Below are 2,920 nucleotides of genomic sequence, written 5' to 3' on the forward strand. Positions count from 1 at the left end.
CAGCGACGGCTCGCCTGGTCGTGCTGGCCAGCACCGCGCGCGCCGCGCTGGGCAACGACCCCGCGTCCATCCATGCCGCGGTGGCCGAACAGCAGCGCCCCGCGCTGGATGTGTCCTTGATAAACGCCAAGGGCTTTCCCATCTTCGCCGCGCGCGCGGCACATCTGGACACGGAGTTACTGCGCGACGCGGCAGCGGGGCAGCAGGCTCCCAAAGTGGCCCTGGCCGAGGACATCGTCCGGGCCACCGCGTTGCTGGGCGATGTCGTCCAGACCCTGTCGCAAGAAGCCCGCGCACGGGTGCTGGACAGCGGCACGCCGGAACGCGACGACGCGTGGCCGCTGCTGCAATTGGAACTGGCGCTGCCCGTGCAGTGGCCTGAAGAAGCATGCGACCATGCCTGCAAGCAGGCGCGCGCGGCGGCCGTCTGGCCAGACTCCCGTCTTGGCATGCGCCCCCACGCCGCGAAAAATGCGCTGGACAGCGATAGCCTGCTGCGCCAGCTGGCCCAGGAACCGTTGACGCCCGCCATCGCCACGCTGCGCCTTGTGGCCACGGCCGATTCCTACATCGACGCGAATCGCGTGCAGGACTGGGAGCAACAAGGCGCGCTGGCCGGCAACGCCACGCCGCAGGGCCGCATCCCCGGCGAAGCCGCGGCCGGACTGCTCGTGGACCTGGCCTTGGGCAGGCAGGACGCCGGCACGCCGGTTGCGCCGCCAGAAGGCGCAATGACGTTGACGTTGTCAGCCACGGCGCAGCGCGCCACCGCGGCCGATGCGCGGGGCGCCATCAACGAACCCATGCTGGCGGCGTTGGCGACGCAGTTTCTGGAACAGCACGCGCAACCCGCCGACGCGATTGCCGCCCTGGTCAGCGACGCCGATCATCGCGGCAGCCGCCCGCTGGAAGCGGCCGGATTGGCCAGTACGCTGTTTCCCAAGCTAGACCCAAACCAGGACTGCCTGGCCGTCGGGGCCGCTTGCGGCTACACCGGCGCGGCCTCACACCTGTTGACCCTTGTCGTGGCCAACGAGGCCTGCGCCCAAATGGAAGGCCCCGTGCTTGTCGTGTTGACCCAGGACCCCGCGCTACGCGCATGCGCGCTTGTTGCACCCGCGCTTTCCCCCTCCGCCTGACCCACAAAAAAACAGTCAAAAATCATGCGTAGCCCCTCAGGTTTCTTTTCCGGAATATCCAGCGCGCTCAGCGAAGGCCGGCATTGGTCGTCGCGCCTTCTGGCCAATCCGCGCACCTTCATGGCGATCGGCCTGCTGGCCTTGGTGGTGTTCCTGTTCCTGTTTGCCGACACCGCCGAGATCGGCCTGACCTGGGCCGCCATCGCCCTGGGCATTTTCCTGTTCCTGTGGCTGTGCGTGTTCGTGTGGCGCCGCCGGCGCACGCGCCATGCCAACAAGAAACTGGGCGACATGCTGGAGCAGCAGGCGCAGACCGGCGCCGCCGCCAACCGTGGCGAGGTGGATGCGCTGCGCGCCCGGCTGACGCAGGCCGTGCGCACCATCAAGACGTCGAAGATCGGCCAGGTGTCGGGCAATGAAGCCCTGTATGAACTGCCCTGGTACATCGTGATCGGCAACCCGGCCGCCGGAAAAAGCAGCGCGGTGATCAATTCGGGCCTGCAATTCCCGTTCGCCGACAAGAACGGCGCGGCCGTGCGCGGCGTGGGCGGCACACGCAACTGCGACTGGTTTTTCACCACCGAAGGTATCTTGCTGGACACGGCCGGCCGCTACTCGGTGCACGAAGAAGACCGCAACGAGTGGATGGGGTTCCTGGACCTGCTTAAGCGCCATCGTCCCAAGGCGCCCATCAACGGCATCATCGTCGCCGCCAGCATCGAAGAACTGACGGGCTCGGGTCCCGAATTCGCGATCAATCTGGCCAAGAACCTGCGCCAGCGCGTGCAGGAGCTGACGGACCGGCTTGAGGTGTTCGCGCCGGTCTACATCATCTTCACCAAGGCCGACCTGATCTCCGGCTTCAGCGAGTTCTTCTCGGACTACGACCAGCACGAACGCGACCGCGTCTGGGGCGCCACCCTGCCCTATGGCGCGGAAGAGAACCGCGACGTGCTGGCGCTGTTCGACGAGCGCTTCGACGAGTTGTACGAAGGCTTGAAGGAAATGGGCACCGCCCAGATCTCGTTGCGCAGCAACCGCGAGCTGCCCCCCGGCCTGTTGACCTTCCCGCTGGAATTCGCCGGCATCAAGCCCGCGTTGCGGACCTTCCTGTCCACCCTGTTCGAAACCAATCCGTTCCAGTACAAGCCCGTGTTCCGCGGCTTCTACTTCACCAGCGCCTTGCAGGAAGGCGTATCGCAAAGCACTTCCACCGAGCGGCTGGCCGAACGTTTCGACCTGCACCCCGCCCAGCGGGCGCAAGCGCGCAACGTGTCGTCGCACAATGGATTCTTCCTGCGCGACCTGTTTTCCAGCGTCATCTTCGCCGACAAGAAACTCGTGCGCCAGCACGCCAGCCCGGCCAAGACCCGCATGCGCTACCTGACCTTTTTTGGTCTGGTGTTGGCGCTGGGCCTGGTGTTGGGCGGTTGGAGCTGGTCGTACCTGGGCAACCGGCAACTGGCGCAGAACGTGCAGGCCGACATGGACAAGGTGGTGCGCCTGCAAAGCGAACGCACCGACCTGCAGAGCCGGCTGGAAGCCATGGAGATCCTGCAGGACCGCATCGAACAGCTGGACCGCTATTCGTCCAGCCGGCCGTGGTCGCTGGGGCTGGGCCTGTACCAGGGCGACGTGCTGAAGGAACGCCTGCTGGCCGAGTACTACAACGGCGCTCGCCAATTCATGCTGACGCCCGTAAAGGCCAGCCTGGAGGACTTCCTGGCCAAGGTGGACATCTCGGCCGCCGCGGCCGCCACCGGCGGCACGCCGCAGCCCGC

At 66.5% G+C, this 2,920-nt stretch carries 2 protein-coding genes; both read left to right on the forward strand.

Going from position 1 to position 2,920, the window contains the following annotated elements; translation table 11 throughout:
* The coding region (locus tag VIR09_RS07930) for a hypothetical protein (protein WP_332012380.1) at nucleotides 1-1,139 on the forward strand (1,139 nt) is incomplete at its 5' end.
* A 120-nt stretch (nucleotides 1,140-1,259) separates the two neighbouring features.
* Nucleotides 1,260-2,920 (forward strand): type VI secretion system membrane subunit TssM (tssM, locus tag VIR09_RS07935; RefSeq protein ID WP_332012381.1); only part of this gene is annotated, 1,661 nt, incomplete at its 3' end.

Origin of the sequence: Achromobacter sp., assembly GCF_036567245.1 — a bacterium.
GTDB lineage: Bacteria > Pseudomonadota > Gammaproteobacteria > Burkholderiales > Burkholderiaceae_B > Achromobacter.